This is a genomic window from Luteimonas sp. YGD11-2 (assembly GCF_004118975.1).
GTDB classification, from domain to species: domain Bacteria; phylum Pseudomonadota; class Gammaproteobacteria; order Xanthomonadales; family Xanthomonadaceae; genus Luteimonas; species Luteimonas muca.
Genome location: NZ_CP035376.1, coordinates 697322 through 716911, shown reverse-complemented (window position 1 = coordinate 716911; position 19590 = coordinate 697322). Strand labels below are relative to the sequence as shown.

Here is a 19590-nt window from a genome sequence, read left to right as displayed (position 1 = left end):
GAGGCCGGGCTTCCGTCTTCCGTATCGCGTTCGTGGGCGCGCCCTCCGCTGCCGGCAGTGATATCGCGGTTAAGCCGATCTGCGTTGATCTGCCGGCGCGGTGGGTCGACGCGGCATTCCACAGCGGGACACGCCGTGAATCCGTCCATGGAGGCTTGTCGGCGCCATCCATGGCGCCGACAGTCCCGCTGCGGAACGCCGCATCGCCCTGCCGAAGTCAGGGCGAACTGGAAAAAGAGCGTGTGCGGCGGCCATGGCTGCCACTAACTGTGGGTCCCGCTGTCAGGCTGTGGCGATAACCTGGACCGGCTTGCGCGCCTCGCTGCGCGAGGTCGCAGCACCGCTTGGGCCCCTGACGAACCGCTCTACGGCCAGCCGCAGCGTCGTGAAGGAGGGACGGCGCGGTGCCCGATGCCGGGACTGTCGGCGCCATGGATGGCGCCGACAAGCCTCCAGGGACGGATTCACGGCGTGTCCCGGCATCGGGCACCGTGGCGGCCCACTACGCTTCGCATGGCTCCGCTCTGGGCGCACTGGGAGATTCCAGGGCCGTGCCAGCCTCCCGGATCGGCGAGCGCACTCCGCGCTGCAAATGACCGCAGGCCGTACGGCACCCGACACGGCACGACTGCAGCGGTGCGCTGCGCGTTTACAATGCCCGGGCCGTGGCGAGGGGCGCTGCGACCGGATCCGCGGGTTGCTCCGCGAGGCCGCATCGACGATGCGGCGCATCCGGCCAGGCTCGCCACATGCTTCCCGACAACCGCGCCCGACGATTGCGCATCGCACTGCGATGCCTAACGACGGAGCCACACCATGAACGCACAGATCAAGCCGGACGCGCGCCGGTTCTCCACCGAGGGTGACTACAAGGTCGCCGACATCTCCCTGGCCGACTGGGGCCGCAAGGAGATCGATATCGCCGAGCACGAGATGCCGGGCCTGATGTCGATCCGCCGCAAGCATGCCGCCGAGGCGCCGCTCAAGGGCGTGCGCGTGACCGGCTCGCTGCACATGACCATCCAGACCGCGGTGCTGATCGAGACGCTGAAGGATATCGGCGCCGACGTGCGCTGGGCCTCGTGCAACATCTTCTCGACCCAGGACCATGCCGCCGCGGCGATCGCCGCCACCGGCACCCCGGTGTTCGCCTGGAAGGGCGAGACGCTGGAGGAATACTGGGACTGCACGCTCGAGGCGCTCTCGTTCCCCGACGGCAAGGGCGGCCTGATCGGCCCGGAACTGGTCGTCGACGATGGCGGCGACGTGACCCTGCTCATCCACAAGGGCTACGAGCTCGAGCAGGGTGACGAGAGCTGGGTCAACGCCCCGGCGGGCAGCCACGAGGAACAGGTGATCAAGAACCTGCTCAAGCGCGTGCGCAGCGAGCGTCCCGACTTCTGGACCCGTACCGTCGCCGAGTGGAAGGGCGTCTCCGAGGAGACCACTACCGGCGTGCACCGCCTGTACCAGCTCGCCCAAGAGCAGAAGCTGCTGATCCCGGCGATCAACGTCAACGACTCGGTCACCAAGTCGAAGTTCGACAACCTCTACGGCTGCCGCGAGTCGCTAGCCGATGGCCTGAAGCGCGCAATGGACGTGATGCTGGCCGGCAAGGTCGCGGTGGTCTGCGGCTACGGCGACGTGGGCAAGGGTTCGGCGGCCTCGCTGCGCGCCTACGGCGCCCGCGTGATCGTCACCGAGATCGACCCGATCTGCGCCCTGCAGGCGGCGATGGAAGGCTACGAGGTCACCACGATCGAGGACACCCTCGGCCGCGGCGACATCTATGTCACCACCACCGGCAACAAGGACATCATCCGCCTCGAGCACATGCAGGCGATGAAGGACCAGGCGATCGTCTGCAACATCGGCCACTTCGACAACGAGATCCAGGTCGACGCGCTGTACAACTCGGGCGCCACGCGCACCAACATCAAGCCGCAGGTGGACAAGTTCACCTTCGCCAATGGCAACAGCATCTTCCTGCTTGCCGAGGGTCGCCTGGTGAACCTCGGTTGCGCCACCGGCCACCCGAGCTTCGTGATGTCGAACTCGTTCGCCAACCAGACGCTGGCGCAGATCGACCTGTGGGCCAACCGCGACACGTACGAGAAGAAGGTCTACCTGCTACCCAAGCACCTCGACGAGGAAGTGGCGCGCCTGCACCTCGAGAAGATCGGCGTGAAGCTGACCAGGCTGAGCAAGGAACAGGCCGACTACATCGGCGTGCCGGTGGAAGGTCCGTTCAAGCCGGATCATTACCGCTACTGATCTGCCCGCTACGGTGGATACGGAAACGGGCGCCTCGCGGCGCCCGTTTTCGTTCCAGTCCAACAGTTGTTCCTGCTCCGGTCATCCGCTTGAGCGCAGGAGGACGCTACCTTCCGGTCCGCGTTTACGTCCATGGACTCCCGCCTTCGCGGGCGGGACGTCCAGGGGTGGCATCGCGTAGACAGCCTCAGTCGTCGCGCAACAGCCACCACGCGACCAGCGCAGCGCCCGCGCCCACGGCCAGCGCCTTGCCCGGGTTGTGGCGCACGTCCTCGCAAAGTCCCTCGACCACGTTGACGCGGTCGGCGGCCATCAGCATCAGCCAGTGGCCGATGTCGTTCTCACTGCGCTTGAAGGCGGCACGTCGGATCACGCCGCTCAGACCCTTCGGCGGCAGACGGGTGCCGAACGTGCGCGAATGCTCCGGCCGCTCCACCGACTTCAGGATCTCGACCGTCCGCGGTTGCTGCGGCGGCGGATCGCTCCACGGCACGTCGAGCCGCGGCGGCGTGCGCTCCATCGGTACCGCAGGACGGTTCTCACGCGCCAGGTCTGCACCCCAGCCGGGGATATGGGCGAACTTGCTTGCGTTATCCATGGTCGTCTCCCGTTCGTTGCCGGCCATCACGCCGCCCCGCGCGCGGACGGCGGGATCAGCACCGGCTTGATGCAGTTGTCGCGCTTGTTGACGAAAATGTCGTAGCCATCGGCCACGTCCTCGAGCGGAATGCGGTGGGTGATGATCTCGCGCGGGGAGATGTGCCCGGCGCGGATGTGCTCGATCAGCCGCGGCAGATGACGCTTCACGCTGGCCTGGTTCATGCGCAGGGTCAGGCCCTTGTTCATCGCATTGCCGATCGGAATCATGTTGAAGGTCGGCCCGTACACGCCGACGATCGAGATGCGCCCGCCCTTGCGTGCGCTGTTGATGGCCCAGTGCAAGGCGATGGGCGAGCCGCCCTGCAGCATCATCACCTTGCCGGTGACGCTGTGGAACGCGCTGCCGGTGGCGTCGCAACCGACCGCGTCGATGCACACGTCGGCGCCCAGCCAGTCGGTCATCTTCTTCAGATGCGTGGCCATGTCGTCGACCTCGCGGAAGTTCACCGTCTCGCAGTGGGCGAACTTCTTGGCGAACTCCAGGCGGTAGTCCTCGCAGTCGACCACGATCACCCGGCCGGCGCCGAAGAACCACGCGCTCTTGGCCGCGAACAGGCCGACCGGGCCGGCACCGAACACGACCACGGTGTCGCCCTCGCGGATGCTGCCCATCTCCGCGGCCTGGTAGCCGGTGGGGAAGGCATCGGTCAGCAGCACCGCGTCCTCGATGTGGATGTCGTCGGGGATCACCGTCGGCCCGACATCGGCGAACGGCACGCGCACGTACTCGGCCTGGCCACCGTCGTAGCCGCCGGCCGTGTGGGTATAGCCATAGAAGCCACCCATCGCGCTGGCCTGCGAGTTGACGTTGTGGCAGTTGCCGTACAGCTCCTTCTGGCAGAAATAGCAGCTGCCGCAGAAGATGTTGAATGGCACCAGCACGCGATCACCCACCTTGAGGTTCTGTACCGACGGGCCGACTTCTTCCACCACGCCGGTGAACTCGTGGCCGATGATCTGGCCGACCCGTGTATCGGGCACCAGGCCGTTGTAGATGTGGATGTCGGAACCGCAGATGCAGCTGCGGGTGACGCGGATGATCGCGTCGTTGGGATGTTCGATCTCGGGCTCGGCGACGTGGGCAATGCGCATCGTGCGCGGGCGCCGGTAGGTGGTGGCCAGCATGGACAGGTCTCCGGTGGGGGTCGGAAGCGCCGGACGGATCCGGCGTGGTTTCCGACCTTCTCGCGAGAGCCGTGAACGCAGCGCGTGGAGGATGTCGTGATTGCGTGGAGGCGGCGCGTTCAGGGACGCCAGTTGGCGTTTCGCTCCCAGAAATCCACTGCACGGCGATAGGCGTCGCGATCCAGCGCAATGCCCGAACCGCCCTCCTCCACGCCGAGCGCGTTGCGCATCATCGTGATCGGCGCCATCGGGATCTCTTCCGGCTCCATCGTGTACAGGCAGCCGACGACGCCCCAGTCGGCGTCGATCGCCGCGCCTTCCCTGGCCAGCTGCTCGCGGCTGTAGAGGATGGGGATGAGCCAGCGCGCAACCGGCGCCTCCACGCCCTCGAACCAGCGCACCAGCACCGGCAGTTCCTCGCGCGTGCGCGCCTCGTAGGCCGAGCGCAGCCGGTGGCGGTTGGCATCGGTGATCGGCACGGTGAGGCAGCGCGTGGACGTCCAGTTCGCGTGCACATGCAGCTGGCAGAACGGCGCATAGCCCGGCAGCACGCGCTCGGGTGTTTCGCTGTTGAGGCGGCGCTCGAATTCCCCGGCGCTGCAATCCTGGATGGTGTTGGCACGCACCGGCGACGGGAACAGCCGCGCGCGGGCGAACGGGGTAAGGACGATGGACATGCGGATGCTCGGCGAAAACCCGGAGGGTAGCCGCTGCATCGTGGCCCCCGCGACCGCCATGGCATCATCGGGCACCCCGCATCGTGCCATCGCCATGACACTCACCATCGACCGCCTGCGCACCGCGCTGCAGGTGCTGGAGCCCCGCCATCTCGAGCTGCTCGACGAAAGCCACATGCACAGTCGCGGCACGCAGACGCACTACAAGGCCGTCATCGTCAGCGACGCGTTCGCCGGCCTGCGCGCGGTGCAGCGCCACCAGAAGGTCTACGGCGTCCTGGGCGGGCTGATGCAGGAGATCCATGCGCTCGCCCTGCATGCATGGACGCCACAGGAGTGGGACGCGCGCGAAGGCGCGGTGCCGGACTCGCCGCATTGCCGCGGCGGCAGCCGCCACGACGCGGGGCACGCCGGCTGAGCGGCTCACCACATTCATCGCGATAAAGAGATAGACTGCGGCGACGCCACGACAGTCGCCGCGATGATCCCGCTCAGCTTCGAGTTCTACCCGCCCAAGACCGACGAACAGCGCGAGCAGCTCGACCGCACCGCGCGCAGGCTGAAGGCGCACGGACCGGAGTACGTGTCGTGCACCTTCGGCGCCGGCGGCTCGACCCTGAGCTACACCCCCGAAACCGTGCGCAGGCTGCGCCAGGAGCATGGCTTCGAGGCCGCTCCGCACCTGTCGTGCGTGGGCGGCACGCGCGAGGAGATCCGCGAGCTCCTGAAGCTCTACCGCGCGATCGGCTGCCGCCGGCTGGTGGCACTGCGTGGCGACATGCCGTCGGGCATGGGCCATGCGGGCGAACTGCGCTATGCCGCTGACCTGGTGGCGTTCATCCGCGATGAAACCGGCGACCACTTCCATATCGAGGTGGCCTGCTACCCCGAGACCCACCCGCAGGCGGACGACGCGCACCTCGACCTGCGCAACTTCAAGGCCAAGGTCGATGCCGGCGCCAACGGCGCGATCACGCAGTACTTCTACAACGCCGACGCCTACTTCCAGTTCGTCGACGATGCCCGCAGGCTGGGCGTGGACGTGCCGATCGTGCCCGGGGTGATGCCGATCGCGAACTTCTCGCAGCTTCGGCGGTTCTCGGAGTCCTGCGGTGCGGAGATCCCGCGCTGGATCACCCGCCGCATGCAGGGCTACGGTGACGACGCCGACGCCATCCGCGAGTTCGGCGCCGACCTGGTGGCTCGCCTGTGTCAGCGCCTGGTCGACGGTGGCGCGCCGGGGCTGCATTTCTATGCACTCAACCTGGCGCGCCCGACGCAGGCGGTACTCGCGCGCCTGTGCTGACCCGGCCTGTGGCCACCGTCCATACGCGGGAAGCGAGTACCCGCCAGGGGGTGTGCCCGGGCCGCGCGCGCTCACGTCGCCAGGCGCATGGCCGCACTCCCCTCCCCGCGTTACGCTTCCCGCGGATGCGCCGTCCTTCCGCCCTCCTTGCGTTTCTGGCCGCCACCCTGACGGGGGCCCCGGCCATCGCGCCGGCGTACGCGCAGTCGATCAACCGCTGCACCGGCGCGGATGGCACCACCATCTATACCGACCGCCGCTGCAGCGACGTCGGCGCGGTCTCCACGCCGCAGCGCGGTGCCGCGCCCGGCCCGGCCCCGCGTGCGTATCGCGGCTGCCCTCGCAACGTGCAGGACCTGATGCACGAGGTCGGCACCGCCATCGACAGCCGCGACGTCAACCGGCTGGCCGGCGTCTACCACTTCGCGGGCGTATCGCATCGCAACGGCCACAACGTGATGGATCGCCTCGAGGTGATCGTGCAGCGGCCGCTGGTGCAGATCGTGCCGGTGCAGGCGCAGGCCACGGCGCCCGCATCCGCTCCCTCGGCCGAATACAGCGGGTCCACGTTTCCATCCCGGGCGACCCCGCCGCTGGCGACCGCAGCTGCGGCGCGGCGGCGTCCGGTGGGGTTGCGGTTGGAACAGACCGTGGGGGATCGCATCACCCCGCGCAGCACCGTGCTCGGCCTGCGCCGGCATATGGGCTGCTGGTGGGTGAGCCTGTAGATCACCGGGGCTGCCCAGGCGCGCGTCCCGACGGTCTGCCAGAATGACTTTCCGCCCCGCCGAGGTCGCGCGCATGCAGTATCCCGAATGGATCTGGCACAACGGCACGATCAAGCCGTGGGCCGAGGCCACCACCCATGTGATGGCGCATGCGCTGCATTACGGCTCGTCGGTGTTCGAGGGCATCCGCGCCTACCGCACGCCCGGCGGCACCGCGATCTTCCGCCTCGCCGACCACAACCGGCGCCTGTACGCCTCGGCGAAGATCCACGAGATCGACATTCCCTACGACCTCGACACGCTCAACGAGGCGACCCGCGAGGTGCTGCGGCGCAACCGTCTGGATAGTGCATACATCCGCCCGGTGGCATTCCGCGGGCTGGGCGGCTTCGGCCTGTCGGCGGAGACGCCGGTGGACATGGCCATCGGTGCGTGGCCCTGGGGCGCGTACCTCGGCGAAGGCGTGCTGGAGACCGGCATCGATGCCTGCGTGTCGAGCTGGCAGCGCTTCGCGCCCAACACCATTCCGGCCGGTGCCAAGGCGGGCGGCAACTATCTTTCCGGGCAGCTGGTCGCGCGCGAGGCGCGCCGGCTGGGCTTTGGCGAGGGTATCGCGCTGGCATCCACCGGGCTGCTGTCGGAAGGCGCCGGCGAGAACCTGTTCCTGGTCTTCGACGGCGTGCTGCATACGCCGCCGGTCAGCGCCGCGCTGCTCAACGGCATCACCCGCCATACGCTGATCACGCTGGCCCGCGACGCCGGGCTGGAGATCGTCGAGCGCGACCTGCCGCGCGAATACCTGTACCTGTGCGACGAACTCTTCATGTGCGGCACGGCCGCGGAGATCACCCCGATCCGCTCGGTCGATGGGCGTGCCGTCGGCGATGGCCGGGTCGGGCCGGTGACGCGGCAGCTGCAGGGGCTCTATTTCGGCCTGTTCGACGGCAGCACGCCGGACTGCTACGGGTGGCTGGACCGGTTGTAACGCCTGCGCGCAAGGCGCCCTTCATCCGGCGCTTCGCGCCACCTTCTCCCGCAAGCGGGAGAAGGATTCCATCCGCGTGTGTCACCCGATTGCGAGCCTTTCCAGCCTTCGTCCTTTCGCGCCTTCCCAATCTGCGGATTTCAGGCTTTCCCGCTTCCCTTCCCCCGCCTGCGCGAGAAGGTGCCCACAGGGCGGATGAGGGCAAGCACCACAGCACGCCGGCGCCCTCACCCACGCGCCTGCACCCACCGGAAGGTCAGGTTGATCCGCGGGCCCACCGGCCGCGCGGTCTTCGGCAGCGCGTGGCGGTACACCCGTTGCGTCTCGCCAGCCATCAGCAGCAGGCTGCCGTGCGGCAGCGTCAGTGCGAGCCGCGCATCTCCCGTGCGCGCCTTGAACACGAAGCGCCGCGGGGCGCCCAGGCTCAGCGAGGCGATCACCGGATGTGGGCCCAGTTCCGGCTCGTCGTCGCTGTGCCAGCTCATGCCATCGCGGCCGTCACGATAGAGGTTGGCCAGCACGCTGTTGAATCGTGCGCTGGTGGCGGTCCCGAGCCGGGAGGCCAGCGCGCTCAGTTCCGGCGTCCATGGTCTCGGCACGAACCGGGTTCCCGAATAGCGGTAGACCGCCTCCGCTTCCCCGATCCACACGCTGCGCCGCGGGCTGTCGATCTCGCGCCCGAACAGCCGCACCCGGTGGGTCTCCCATGCAAGCCCTTCGTGCAGGACATCGAACAGCGCATCGGCCTCCGGCCGCGACAGCCACGCCGGATCGAAACGGATATCGGCGCCAGGAAGGTCGAGCGGTTCCAGCATTCGGCACGCGGGAATGGGTCAGCGGTATGGCAATTTGCCGCGTTCACCGCGAAAACGCGACAATCGCATCCTGTGACCCGGGAGTACGAGCCAGCATGAACCAGCCAGCCGACGCCATCGAACGCGACGTGATGGAGTACGACGTCGTCACCGTGGGCGCCGGCCCGGCGGGCCTGTCGTTCGCGATCCGCCTGAAGCAGCTCAACCCGGAGATCTCGGTCTGCGTGATCGAGAAGTCCAGCACCATCGGCGCACACATCCTCTCGGGTGCGGTGATCGAACCCGGCCCGCTGGATGCGCTGCTGCCCGGCTGGCGGGACAACCCGCCGCCGGTGTGCGTGCCCGCGGGCGAAGACGAGTTCTGGCTGCTGACGAAGGATGGCGGCCGCAAGGCGCCGATCGTGCCGCCGGGCATGCGCAACCATGGCAACTTCATCGTCAGCCTCGGCGCGATGTGCGCATGGCTGGCACCGCAGGCCGAGGCGCTCGGGGTCGAGATCTACCCCGGCTTCGCCGCCGCCGAGACCCTGCATGCCGACGACGGCACCGTGCTCGGCGTGCGCATCGGTGACATGGGCATCGCCAAGGACGGTTCGCACAAGCCGGGCTATACGCCGGGCATCGATATCCGCGCGAAGGTGACCGTGCTGGCCGAGGGTGCGCGCGGGCACCTCACCAAGCGCCTGGTGCGCCGCTTCAACCTCGATGGCGACAGCGATCCGCAGGCCTATTCGATCGGCATCAAGGAGCTCTGGCAGCTGCCCGCGGGGCGCGGGACGCCCGGCAAGATCGTGCACACGCTGGGCTGGCCGGCCGACACCAGCACCTATGGCGGCAGCTTCCTGTACCACCTGGAGAACGACCAGGTCGCCATCGGCTATGTCAGCGGCCTCGACTACCAGGACCCGAACTACGCGCCCTACGAGGCGTTCCAGCAGTGGAAGCACCATCCGATGATCAGGCCGCTGCTCGAAGGCGGCACCATCCTTTCGGCCGGCGCGCGCGCGATCGTGACCGGCGGCTGGCAGTCGCTGCCGAAGGTGGAGATGCCCGGCGCACTGCTGATCGGCGACACCGCGGGCCTGCTCAACGTTCCCAAGATCAAGGGCACCCACCAGGCGATCCGCAGCGGCATGCTCGCCGCCGAGCACCTGGTCGCCAGCGCACTCGCTCCTGAAGGTTTCGACGCCAGGCTGCGCGCATCCGATGCGGTCGCCGAGCTGCGCAAGGTGCGCAATATCAAGCCGGGCTTCAAGAGGGGCATGTGGTTCGGCCTCGCCAACGGTGCATGGGAGACCGTGACCAGCGGGCATTCGCCGTGGACCCTGAAGGTCAACGCCGACTGGTGTTCACTCGACAAGGTCGGCGAGCACGAGCGGCCGAACCGCGACTACGTGCAGCGCGACCTTGCCCCACGCGACCGCCTCGCCGGCGTGTACTTCGCCGCCACCGAGCACGACGAGGACCAGCCCGTGCACCTGCACGTGCACGACACCTCGATCTGCGTGACCCGCTGCGTCGAGGAATACAACAACCCCTGCACCCGTTTCTGCCCGGCATCGGTCTACGAGATCGTCGAGGACACGCAGGCCGAACACGGCAAGCGCCTGCAGATCAATGCCGCCAACTGCGTGCACTGCAAGACCTGCGACATCAAGGACCCGTACGAGATCATCACCTGGGTCACGCCCGAGGGTGGCTCGGGGCCGAATTACCAGAATCTGTGAGCACAGGCAGTCAGACGCTCCGCGACCGTGCCCACCGGGGCGCGTTCGCGATGCTGCGTTGGGTCTTTCGTGCAATGCCGATGCCCGAGGCCATGCGCGACCGGGTCCGTCAGCGCGTCTTGAACGCCGCACCTGCGCTCATTCCTCCACCCGAGGCCGGGCAATGGCACGGCGACGATTCGCCACAGCGCCCCCGCCGCCACGCGGGCGGTCGCGCGATCGATTATCGCGAGCGTACGGACGCTCCGTTGCCTGATCCGCTCCCCGCGCGCCTGGTGGCGTTCTACCTGCCGCAGTTCCACCCGATCCCCGAGAACGATGCCTGGTGGGGCCCCGGCTTCACCGAATGGCGCAACGTCACCCGGGCACTGCCGCAGTTCGAAGGCCATGTGCAGCCAAGGCTGCCGGGTGACCTCGGCTTCTATGACCTGCGCCTTCCGGACACGCTGCGCGCGCAGACCGAACTTGCACGGGCGTACGGTATTTCGGCGTTCTGCAGCTACTTCTACTGGTTCGGCGGCAAGACGTTGCTGGACACCCCGCTGCGGCAGTGGCTCGGCGACACTTCGATCGACTTCCCGATCTGCCTGTGCTGGGCCAACGAGAACTGGTCTCGCCGCTGGGACGGGCGCGAGCAGGACATCCTGATCGGGCAATCCCACAGCCCGGAAGACGATCTGGCATTCATTGCCCACATCGCGGCGTACCTTCGCGACCCGCGCTACCTGCGGGTCGATGGCAGGCCCGTGCTGCTGGTCTATCGCACCGGTCTGTTGCCCGATCCCCGCGCAACGGCCGAGCGTTGGCGTGGGTGGTGCCGGGAAAACGGCGTCGGTGAGATCCACCTCGCATGCGTGCATTCCTTCGAGCGCGATGATCCGCGGTCGATCGGCTTCGATGCGGCGGTGGAGTTCCCCCCCAATCTCTCCTCGCCAGCGTCGTTGACAGCCGAGCAGCGGCTGTTGAATCCGGGCTACGAAGGGGAAGTGCTGGACTGGCGCGAACTGGCAGGCAACTGGGCGCAACGCGGAGTCCCCGCCTACCCGATGCATCCAGCGGTGAACTGCGGCTGGGACAACGAGCCGCGCCGCCCTGGTCGCGGACGCACCTACCTGCATGCGTCTCCCCGTGGTTATCGCGACTGGCTGGAGGCCACCCTACGGAATCGTCTACCGCGCAGCGGCTCCGATCTCGTATTCATCAACGCATGGAACGAATGGGCCGAAGGCGCCGTGCTGGAACCGGACCTGAGGCTGGGGCATGCGTGGCTTGACGCGACCCGGGAGGCGTTATTCGCCGGAGCGACCCCGTGCCGTACCGTCGCCGCGCGCCGCCCGCCCCCGGACAATGTCGCGATCGTCGTACATGCGTGGTATCCGGACGTTCTCCCCGAGATCCTCGGGATCCTGGGAGATGCGGCGCACGAGTACCGGCTCGTCATCACGGTGCCAGCGGAGCGGCGTCTGGCGGTCGAAACGGTGTTGCTGCAACAGGACACGCATGCCGAGATCGTCGAGGTCGAGAACCGTGGTCGCGACATCCTGCCCTTCCTGCAGGTCGCTGGCCGCTTGCTGGATGAGGGGGTGGACGTTGTCCTGAAGCTCCACACCAAGCGTTCCACACACCGGGAGGATGGCGATACGTGGCGCCACGAACTGCTGCAGCGTCTCGCCGCGCCGGACCGGTTCCGCGCAGTGCTGGCGGCATTTGCGGAAGATCCTGCCCTGGGTGTGGTCGGCCCTGAAGGTCATATGCAGCCGCTCCACTACCACTGGAGCGCAAACGAAAGGCGCTGTCACTATCTCTGCCGGCGGACTGGAATTTCGGTGCCGGCCACCGATGCCGACCAGTTCATCGCGGGCAGCATGGCCTGGTTCCGGCTGGCCAGCCTCAGGCCGCTGCTCGATGCGCATCTACAGGTCGATGAGTTCGAGGATGAGGAGGGGCAACTCGATGGGACGCTCGCACATGCCATCGAGCGCGTTTTTTTGCTGATCACGAAAGATGCAGGCTTTCGCGTGATGGCCGCCGCGGAGTGCGCCGGGCTGCCCCCCCAACCGGAAAGCACAGGGTACCGGTTCGCCGGCCGCACCCGGAGTCGCTAGGGCACCAGCGAGCGCCCCCGCCCGACACCGAAATACGCGATACCGGCGTCCTCGATCTCCGCGGGGTCATAGATGTTGCGTCCGTCGAACATGACGCGGTCGCGGATGCGCTCCCGCATCAGTGCCAGATCCGGACTGCGGAACTCGCGCCATTCCGTCAGCACTGCGAGGGCGTCGCAGTCCTCGAGCGCCTCCGCAGCGCTGTCGCACAACGTGAGGTCGTCACGCGTGCCGTAGAAGCGCTGCAGTTCCTTCAGGGCCTTCGGATCGTATACCCGGACCCACGCCCCGACTGCCCACAGCTGTTCGATGAGCGTAAGTGCCGGAGCACCGCGGATGTCGTCGGTATTCGGCTTGAAAGCGGCGCCCCAGATGGCCACGACCTTGCCGGTCGGCGCGCCGCCGTAGTGGCGCGCCATGAGCGCATAGAGGTGTCGCTTCTGTGCATCGTTGACAGCATGCACGGCGGCCAGCAGGTCGGCAGGCACCTGCGCGTCGCGTGCGGCGTGCGCCAGGGCGAGCACGTCCTTGGGGAAACATGCGCCTCCGTAGCCGGCGCCGGCGTAGATGAAGTGCCATCCGATGCGCGGATCCGGGCCGATGCCCAGGCGCACCTGTTCGATATCGGCGCCGACCTGCTCGGCGATGCGCGACATCTCGTTCATGAAACTGATCTTGGTGGCCAGCAGCGCATTCGCGGCGTACTTCGTCAGCTCCGCCGAGCGCGCATCCATCTCAACGAAGCGGTCGTGGTTGCGAACGAACGGGGCATACAGCCGACGCAGACTCTGGATGGTGGACGCGCGCGACGCACCTATCACGATGCGATCCGGATGCATGCAGTCCTTGACCGCCGCGCCTTCCTTGAGGAACTCCGGATTGGATGCGACATCGACATCGAACGCCACGCCACGACGAGCCAGCACCTCGTCGATGATGGACGCCACCCGCTCTGCTGTACCGACCGGCACGGTGGACTTGCTGACCACGATCGCATCGCCACTCAGGTATGTGCCGATGGTTCGCGCAGCGTCGAACACCTGGGTCAGGTCGGCGCCGCCATCCTGCGTGGGAGGCGTTCCGACCGCGATGAACACGATCGCCACGTCGTGGAGTGCCGCGGACGGATCGGTGGTGAACCGCAGGCGCCCGGCGCCTGCATTGGCCTGCACCAGCGACGCCAGCCCGGGCTCGTAGATGGGGATTTCGCCACGCTCTAGGCGAGCGATGCGCCCTGCGTCGACATCGACGCAGGTGACGTCATGGCCGATCTCCGCCAGGCAGGTTCCGGTCACGAGACCGACGTAGCCGGTCCCGAACATCGCCACTTTCATCCGTTGCGCACGCATGGGTCGAAGCGCCGACGATAGCCGACGGACATGTCAATCAGGCGAACGGCACGCCGGTCTTCGTGCGCAGTTCGTCCACTTCGACGCCATCCGCGGCTTCGACCAGCACCAGCCCCCCCGGCGTCACGTCGAACACCGCAAGGTCGGTGATGATGCGGCTCACCACGCCCACGCCGGTCAGCGGCAGCGTGCATTCAGGCAGGATCTTGTGGCTGCCGTCCTTCGCGACGTGTTCCATCAACACGACCACGCGCTTGACGCCGGCGACCAGGTCCATCGCGCCGCCCATGCCCTTGACCATCTTGCCGGGCACCATCCAGTTGGCGAGGTCGCCGGTAGCGGTGACCTGCATCGCGCCAAGGATGGCGAGGTCGATGTGGCCGCCGCGGATCATCGCGAACGAATCGTGGCTGCCGAAATAGCTCGCGCCCTGGCGGGCAGTGACGGTCTGCTTGCCGGCGTTGATCAGGTCGGCGTCGACCTCGTCATCAGTCGGGAACGGGCCGATGCCGAGCAGGCCGTTCTCCGACTGCAGCCAGACATCGACGCCATCCGGGATGTGGTTGGCCACCAGGGTTGGCAGGCCGATGCCGAGGTTCACGTAAGCGCCGTCGGTGAGCTCGCGCGCGGCGCGTTGCGCCATCTGGTCACGGGTCCAGGCCATCAGTTCGACTCCTTGCTGCGGACGGTACGCTGCTCGATGCGCTTCTCGGGCGTCGGGTTGTGGACGATGCGATCGACGTAGATGCCCGGCAGATGCACGTGGTCGGGATCGATCGTGCCGACCTCCACCACCTCCTCGACCTCGGCGACGCAGATCTTGCCGGCCATCGCGCAGGCGGGGTTGAAGTTGCGCGCGGTCTTGCGGAACACGAGGTTGCCGGCGGTATCGGCCTTCCACGCCTTCACCAGGGCCACGTCGGCGGTGAGCGCCGTCTCGAGGACGTAGTGCTTGCCGTTGAACTCGCGGGTTTCCTTGCCCTCGGCGACGACCGTCCCGTAACCCGTGGCGGTGAAGAAGGCCGGGATGCCGGCGCCGCCAGCACGCAGGCGCTCGGCCAGCGTGCCCTGCGGGTTGAACTCGAGCTCGAGCTCACCGGACAGGAACTGCCGCTCGAACTCCTTGTTCTCGCCCACGTACGACGAAATCATCCTGCGGATCTGCCGCGTCTCCAGCAGCAGGCCGAGGCCGAAGCCGTCGACGCCCGCGTTGTTGGAAATCGCCGTCAGACCCTTGACGCCGGAATCGCGTAGCGCAGTGATCAATGCCTCGGGAATGCCACACAGGCCGAACCCACCCACCGCGAGGGTCTGGTTGTCGGCGACGATGTCGGCCAGCGCGGACTGCGCATCGGGCCAGACCTTGCCGGCGCGGGCCGGGCGCTCGGTGGAAATCGCTTCACTCATCGGGCGGACTCACGCGGGAGGGAAGCCACCATTCTAGCCGCGCGCCCACACGATGGCCTTGGACCTTCGGTCAATTCGCGTGCCGGGCTGCCAGCTGGTCGAGCACGCGGGAAAGTCCCTGCGTCCAGTGCGGCAGCTCCACGCCGAAATCGCGCTGCAGGGTCGAGGTGTCCAGACGCGAATACGCCGGGCGCTTTGCAGGCGTCGGGTAGTCCGCCGTGGTGATGCGTTCAATGTGTGGTGCGCGCGGCAGCAGGCCACGTTCGACCGCGCCGGCGAAAATCGCCTCGGCAAACCCGTGCCAGCTGGTCTCGCCCTCGGCGGTGAGGTGCCAGGTTCCGCTTGCATCCGGATGGGCGAGCGCGCGGGCCGTGACATCCGCGATCAGCGCCGCCGGCGTCGGCGTGCCGACCTGGTCGGCCACCACGCGCAGCACATCGCGTTCCGCACCCACGCGCAGCATCGTGCGCAGGAAATTCTGCCCGTGCGCGGCGTAGACCCAGGCGGTGCGGAAGATCAGGTGGCGCCCGCCCGCTGAGCGGATCGCGTTCTCGCCGGCCAGCTTGGTGGCGCCGTAGACGCCTAGGGGTGCGGTGGCATCCCCGGGGTGATACGGCCCGGTGCCCGTGCCGTCGAAGACGTAGTCGGTGGAGTAGTGAACCAGCGGGACGTCGTTCCCAGCACACCAGGTCGCGATGGCGCCGGGTGTCGTGGCGTTGGCGACCTGCGCAGCTTCCGGCTCGTTTTCGGCACGATCGACCGCGGTATACGCGGCTGCGTTGACCACGATGCGCGGCTTGACGTCGTGGAGCACCTCGACCACAGCATCGGGCTCGCTGAAGTCCGCCCGGATGCACTCACGCCCATCCTCAAGCGCGCCACTGCGCGTGGTCGCCAGCACGGGTCCGGACACCTGCAGGGCCCGCAACAGCTCGGTGCCGACCTGGCCATTCGCGCCGAAGACCAGAACTGTCATGCGGCGAACACCGGAAGCCGCTCCGTGGCCACGTCCGCCAGCAAGGGCGCGTTCGCATCTTTCTCCGAAAGCAGCGGTGCGACGTCCACAGGCCAGTCGATGCCGACCGCGGGGTCATCCCAGCGGATGCCGGCATCGGCTTCCTTGACGTAGACCTCGGTGCAGAGATAGCTGAAGAGGGCGGTGTCGGACAGCACGAGGAAACCGTGAGCAAATCCTTCCGGAATCCAGAATTGCCGCTTGTTTTCGGCACTCAGCAGGACGCCTTCCCATGCACCGAACGTGGGCGAACCACGGCGGATATCCACCGCCACGTCGAACACCTCACCCTCCAGCACGCTGACGAGCTTCCCCTGCGGGCGTGGCCATTGGTAATGCAACCCGCGCAGCACGCCTTTCGACGACGACGACACGTTGCTCTGCACGAACGTCGTCGGCAGCCCGTGCTGGCCGAACCGTTCTGCGTTCCATGTCTCGAAAAAGAAGCCGCGCGCATCACCGAAGACCGCGGGCTCGAGAACCACGCAACCCGGCAACTTTGTTTCAATGATCTTCAACGCACGACTCCACGATGGATCAGCGACAGCAGGTATTGGCCGTAGCCGTTCTTGGCCAGGGGCTTGGCAAGCGCTTCCAGCTGCGCGTCGTCGATCCAGCCATTGCCCAGCGCGATTTCTTCCGGGCAACAGACCTGCAGACCCTGCCGGTCCTGCATGGTCTGGATGAAGTTGGACGCCTCATGCAGCGACTGGTGGGTGCCGGTGTCGAGCCAGGCGTAACCGCGGCCGAGCTGCTCGAGGTACAGCGCGCCTTCATCGAGGTAGCGGCGATTGAGGTCAGTGATTTCCAACTCGCCGCGCGGCGATGGCTTCAGTTCGGCGGCGTAGTCGCTGGCGTTGCCGTCGTAGAAATAGAGGCCCGTCACCGCGTAGTGCGAGCGAGGGTTCTCCGGCTTCTCCGCGATGTCGATCACCCTGCCCTCGGCATCGAACTCCGCCACGCCGTAGCGCTCCGGGTCGTTGACCCAGTAGCCGAACACGGTCGCCCCGTCGGTGCGCGCATCGGCACGCTTGAGCGTCGCCGTGAGCCCGTGCCCATGGAAGATGTTGTCGCCCAGCACCAGGCAGCTCGGCTTGCCACCCACGAAATCGCGGCCGATCAGATAGGCCTGCGCCAGGCCATCGGGGCTCGGCTGCACGGCGTACTGGATTTCCATGCCCCACTGCGACCCGTCGCCCAGCAGCTGCTGGAACAGCACCTGCTCGTGCGGCGTGTTGATGATCAGCACCTCGCGGATCCCCGCCAGCATCAGCACGCTGAGCGGGTAATAGATCATCGGCTTGTCATACACCGGCAGCAGCTGCTTGCTGACGCCTTTGGTGATCGGATACAGCCGCGTGCCTGAGCCGCCAGCCAGGATAATGCCCTTGCGCGCCGTCATGCCACGGCTCCCATGCGCTCGAGCCGGTAGCTGCCATCCAGGATGTGCTGCACCCACGTCTGGTTTTCGAGGTACCAGTCGACCGTGGTCGCGATGCCGTCCTCAAAGCTGTGTCGCGGGCGCCAGCCGAGCTCATTCTGCAGCTTGGATGCATCGATCGCGTAGCGGCGGTCATGGCCAGGGCGGTCGGCCACGAAGGTGATCTGGCTGCTGCGCGGCTTGCCATCCTCGCGCGGACGGCGCTCGTCGAGCAGGCCGCAGATGGTCTCGACAACTTCCAGGTTGCGACGCTCGGCATCGCCACCGACGTTGTAGGTCTCGCCCACCCGGCCCTTCTCAAGCACCGTGCGGATCGCCTCGCAGTGGTCGGTGACGAACAGCCAGTCGCGTACCTGCTGGCCGTCGCCGTACACCGGCAGCGGCTCTCCGGCCAGCGCCTTGGCGATCACCAGCGGAATGAGCTTCTCGGGGAAGTGATACGGCCCGTAATTGTTCGAGCAGTTGGTGGTCAGCACCGGCAGGCCATAGGTGTGGTGGAACGCGCGCACCAGATGGTCCGAGGCCGCCTTGGATGCCGAATACGGCGAATTTGGCGCATACGGCGTGGTCTCGGTGAACTTTCCGGTCTCGCCCAGCGTGCCGTAGACCTCGTCGGTCGACACATGCAGGAAGCGGAATGCATCGCGAGTCGCGTCCGGCAGCGCTTTCCAGTAGTCGCGGACCGATTCCAGCAGGGCCAGCGTGCCGACCACGTTGGTCTGGATGAAAGCGCCCGGCCCGTCGATCGAGCGGTCGACGTGGCTTTCAGCGGCGAAATTCAGCACCGCATCGGGCTGGTGTTCGGCCAGCAGGCGGTCGACCAGTTCCCGATCACCGATGTCGCCGTGCACGAACACATGGTTCGAATCGTTCTCGATCGACGCCAGTGTCTGCAGGTTGCCGGCATAGGTCAGCGCGTCGAGGTTGATCACGCGATGTCCGAGACGAACCGCCTCAAGGACGAAATTGCCGCCGATAAAGCCGGCGCCGCCGGTCACGAGCCATGTGGCCACGAACACTCTCCTGGTGGGGGGCTGGAGTCCGCCGTCGATGGCGGGTGGCACAGGATACCGGCCCCGGTCAGCCGTTTCACTGCCGCGGCAACCCGGGGCGGTCGCCGCCGCCCGGCGTCCCCGGTAGAATCCACAGGCTGCACGCCCGGTCGGCCGGGCCTCCCCCGATCCCAAGGAACCAGACCTCCGATGAAGATCCTCGTCGCCTACAAGCGCGTGGTGGACTACAACGTCCGCATCCAGGTGAAGCCCGACGGCTCCGGCGTCGTCACCGACGGCGTGAAGCTCTCGCCCAATCCGTTCGACGAGATCGCGCTGGAAGAAGCGCTGCGCCTGCGCGATGCCGGCAAGGCGACCGAGGTGGTCGTGGCCACCATCGCCCCAGCCGACGCCCAGCCGCACCTGCGCAATGGCCTGGCCATGGGCGCCAACCGCGCCATCCACGTGGTCTGCGATCAGCCGATCCAGCCGCTGACCGCCGCCCGCACGCTGCTGAAGCTGGTGGAAAAGGAACAGCCGGACCTGGTGATCCTCGGCAAGCAGGCCATCGACGACGACGCCAACCAGACCGGGCAGATGCTGGCCACGCTGTGGGGCCGCCCGCAGGCCACGTTCGCCAGCAAGCTGGTCGTCGACGGCGGCAAGGCCACCGTGACCCGCGAGGTCGACGCCGGCCTCGAGACGCTGGAAGTGGACCTGCCGGCCGTGGTGACCACCGACCTGCGCCTCAACGAGCCGCGCTTCATCAAGCTGCCCGACATCATGAAGGCGAAGAGCAAGCCGCTGGAGACGCTGCAGTTCGCCGACCTCGGCGTGGAAAGCGGTGATTTCCTCAAGACCACCAGCCACGCCGCACCGACCGGCCGCACCCGCGGGGTGATGGTCAAGGACGCGGCGGAACTGGTCGCCGTCCTGAAGGACAAGGGGCTGCTGTAAGCGCCCGTCATCCCCGCGGAAGCGGGG

General features: G+C 67.4%; 19 protein-coding genes and 1 riboswitch. Of the genes, 8 read left to right on the top strand and 11 right to left on the bottom strand.

Annotated features, from left to right (window positions below; all coding sequences use genetic code 11):
* Positions 1-664 precede the first annotated feature (664 nt).
* Positions 665-778: riboswitch (S-adenosyl-L-homocysteine riboswitch) on the top strand.
* 38 nt (positions 779-816) lie between these two features.
* The gene (gene ahcY / locus ERL55_RS03225) at positions 817-2274 is read left to right on the top strand and encodes an adenosylhomocysteinase (RefSeq protein ID WP_129135148.1); all 1458 of its coding nucleotides are present in this window, start codon (positions 817-819) and stop codon (positions 2272-2274) included.
* A 187-nt stretch (positions 2275-2461) separates the two neighbouring features.
* Here the strand turns inward: ahcY and ERL55_RS03220 are convergent, their stop codons facing one another.
* From ERL55_RS03220 to ERL55_RS03210, 3 genes are all read right to left on the bottom strand, one after another.
* Positions 2462-2872 (bottom strand): hypothetical protein, encoded by a 411-nt coding sequence (locus ERL55_RS03220; RefSeq protein ID WP_129135147.1) that lies wholly within the window; start codon positions 2870-2872, stop codon positions 2462-2464.
* Between the two features lie 26 nt (positions 2873-2898).
* Positions 2899-4059 carry a zinc-dependent alcohol dehydrogenase gene (locus ERL55_RS03215; RefSeq protein WP_129135146.1) on the bottom strand — a complete coding sequence of 387 codons (1161 nt, stop codon included), beginning with the start codon at positions 4057-4059 and terminating at the stop codon, positions 2899-2901.
* A 119-nt stretch (positions 4060-4178) separates the two neighbouring features.
* A complete protein-coding gene (locus ERL55_RS03210; protein WP_129135145.1) occupies positions 4179-4736 on the bottom strand; it encodes a DUF3228 family protein in 558 nt (185 codons plus the stop codon).
* A gap of 94 nt (positions 4737-4830) precedes the next feature.
* Here ERL55_RS03210 and ERL55_RS03205 point away from each other — a divergent pair, with 94 nt between their 5' ends.
* The 4 genes from ERL55_RS03205 to ERL55_RS03190 all read left to right on the top strand — a co-directional run bounded on the left by ERL55_RS03205 (position 4831) and on the right by ERL55_RS03190 (position 7755).
* Positions 4831-5154, top strand: coding sequence for a BolA/IbaG family iron-sulfur metabolism protein (locus ERL55_RS03205; RefSeq protein WP_129135144.1), 324 nt, complete (start codon positions 4831-4833; stop codon positions 5152-5154).
* 63 nt (positions 5155-5217) lie between these two features.
* Positions 5218-6042 carry a methylenetetrahydrofolate reductase [NAD(P)H] gene (gene metF, locus ERL55_RS03200; protein ID WP_129135143.1) on the top strand — a complete coding sequence of 275 codons (825 nt, stop codon included), beginning with the start codon at positions 5218-5220 and terminating at the stop codon, positions 6040-6042.
* A gap of 125 nt (positions 6043-6167) precedes the next feature.
* Positions 6168-6770: a DUF4124 domain-containing protein gene (locus ERL55_RS03195; RefSeq protein ID WP_129135142.1), complete on the top strand. Its 603-nt coding sequence runs from the start codon at positions 6168-6170 to the stop codon at positions 6768-6770.
* Between the two features lie 73 nt (positions 6771-6843).
* A complete protein-coding gene (locus tag ERL55_RS03190; protein WP_129137180.1) occupies positions 6844-7755 on the top strand; it encodes a branched-chain amino acid transaminase in 912 nt (303 codons plus the stop codon).
* A 227-nt stretch (positions 7756-7982) separates the two neighbouring features.
* Here the strand turns inward: ERL55_RS03190 and ERL55_RS03185 are convergent, their stop codons facing one another.
* Complete coding sequence (locus ERL55_RS03185) at positions 7983-8570, bottom strand: alpha-ketoglutarate-dependent dioxygenase AlkB (RefSeq protein WP_129135141.1); 588 nt, start codon at positions 8568-8570, stop codon at positions 7983-7985.
* 95 nt (positions 8571-8665) lie between these two features.
* On the opposite strand from ERL55_RS03185, the gene ERL55_RS03180 reads away from it, so the two are divergent.
* Both ERL55_RS03180 and ERL55_RS03175 read left to right on the top strand, forming a co-directional pair.
* On the top strand, positions 8666-10297 hold the full coding sequence (locus ERL55_RS03180) for an electron transfer flavoprotein-ubiquinone oxidoreductase (RefSeq protein ID WP_129135140.1): 1632 nt from the start codon (positions 8666-8668) through the stop codon (positions 10295-10297).
* Between the two features lie 50 nt (positions 10298-10347).
* The gene (locus tag ERL55_RS03175) at positions 10348-12402 is read left to right on the top strand and encodes a glycoside hydrolase family 99-like domain-containing protein (protein ID WP_129135139.1); all 2055 of its coding nucleotides are present in this window, start codon (positions 10348-10350) and stop codon (positions 12400-12402) included.
* Here ERL55_RS03175 and ERL55_RS03170 read toward each other — a convergent pair.
* The 7 genes from ERL55_RS03170 to rfbB form a co-directional block, all read right to left on the bottom strand.
* Positions 12399-13736, bottom strand: coding sequence for a UDP-glucose/GDP-mannose dehydrogenase family protein (locus ERL55_RS03170; RefSeq protein ID WP_129135138.1), 1338 nt, complete (start codon positions 13734-13736; stop codon positions 12399-12401). The two genes, ERL55_RS03175 and ERL55_RS03170, sit on opposite strands and share 4 nt — an antisense overlap.
* Positions 13737-13788: 52 nt before the next feature.
* Positions 13789-14415: a CoA transferase subunit B gene (locus ERL55_RS03165; RefSeq protein WP_129135137.1), complete on the bottom strand. Its 627-nt coding sequence runs from the start codon at positions 14413-14415 to the stop codon at positions 13789-13791.
* Entirely contained in the window at positions 14415-15158 is a 744-nt protein-coding gene (locus ERL55_RS03160) for a CoA transferase subunit A (RefSeq protein ID WP_129135136.1), read from the bottom strand. Before ERL55_RS03160 ends, ERL55_RS03165 begins: the two co-directional genes overlap by 1 nt.
* Positions 15159-15228: 70 nt before the next feature.
* Positions 15229-16134 (bottom strand): dTDP-4-dehydrorhamnose reductase, encoded by a 906-nt coding sequence (rfbD, locus tag ERL55_RS03155; RefSeq protein ID WP_129135135.1) that lies wholly within the window; start codon positions 16132-16134, stop codon positions 15229-15231.
* Entirely contained in the window at positions 16131-16691 is a 561-nt protein-coding gene (rfbC, locus tag ERL55_RS03150) for a dTDP-4-dehydrorhamnose 3,5-epimerase (RefSeq protein ID WP_129135134.1), read from the bottom strand. Before rfbC ends, rfbD begins: the two co-directional genes overlap by 4 nt.
* Positions 16688-17575 (bottom strand): glucose-1-phosphate thymidylyltransferase RfbA, encoded by an 888-nt coding sequence (gene rfbA / locus ERL55_RS03145; protein WP_129135133.1) that lies wholly within the window; start codon positions 17573-17575, stop codon positions 16688-16690. Before rfbA ends, rfbC begins: the two co-directional genes overlap by 4 nt.
* The gene (rfbB, locus tag ERL55_RS03140; RefSeq protein ID WP_129135132.1) at positions 17572-18627 is read right to left on the bottom strand and encodes a dTDP-glucose 4,6-dehydratase; all 1056 of its coding nucleotides are present in this window, start codon (positions 18625-18627) and stop codon (positions 17572-17574) included. The genes rfbA and rfbB overlap by 4 nt, the downstream gene beginning before the upstream one ends.
* A 189-nt stretch (positions 18628-18816) precedes the next feature.
* Here rfbB and ERL55_RS03135 point away from each other — a divergent pair, with 189 nt between their 5' ends.
* Positions 18817-19563 carry an electron transfer flavoprotein subunit beta/FixA family protein gene (locus ERL55_RS03135; RefSeq protein ID WP_129135131.1) on the top strand — a complete coding sequence of 249 codons (747 nt, stop codon included), beginning with the start codon at positions 18817-18819 and terminating at the stop codon, positions 19561-19563.
* Positions 19564-19590 lie beyond the last annotated feature (27 nt).